This window comes from Escherichia sp. MOD1-EC6162 (assembly GCF_002965125.1).
GTDB lineage: Bacteria > Pseudomonadota > Gammaproteobacteria > Enterobacterales > Enterobacteriaceae > Escherichia > Escherichia marmotae.
Window position 1 is genome coordinate 1 of record NZ_PTSB01000094.1, and the last position, 460, is coordinate 460.

General features: G+C 58.3%; 1 protein-coding gene. It reads left to right on the plus strand.

Features of this window, described 5'->3' with window-relative positions:
• Positions 1 to 396, plus strand: a 396-nt coding sequence (locus A9587_RS24315) for a glycoside hydrolase family 108 protein (protein ID WP_105281997.1), incomplete at its 5' end; no start/stop codon positions are given.
• Positions 397 to 460 lie beyond the last annotated feature (64 nt).

Below are 460 nucleotides of genomic sequence, written 5' to 3' on the forward strand. Positions count from 1 at the left end.
TTAACCCGCGAACAGGTTGCGCAGATTTACTGGCGCGATTACTGGCTGCCTGCCGGATGTGACCAGTGGCCTGATGGCGTGGCGATGTTTGTGTTCGATGCGGCGGTTCAGCATGGCGTTAAAAAAGCCATCAGAATTTTGCAGGAAGCCGCGGATGTGGATGCTGACGGCATCATCGGCCCGCGTACCCGTAAGGCCGTGAGCCTGTCCACCCCGGACTGGTTGCTGGCCCGCTGTATTGTCCGTCGTTCCCGCTTTTATGCCGACATCATCAAATCAAAACCCGCCCAGGGCAAATACCTGAACGGCTGGTTTAACCGCATGGAAAAGCTGACCGACGCCTGTCTGGAAATCATCGATACCCCTTTGGGCATCATGTCCGCCACGCGGGGGTGATATGGGCAAAGGCTGGGATGCCTCACTGAAAGCCGGGCGGCGTGACCGCCTGCGTCAGGAGGTT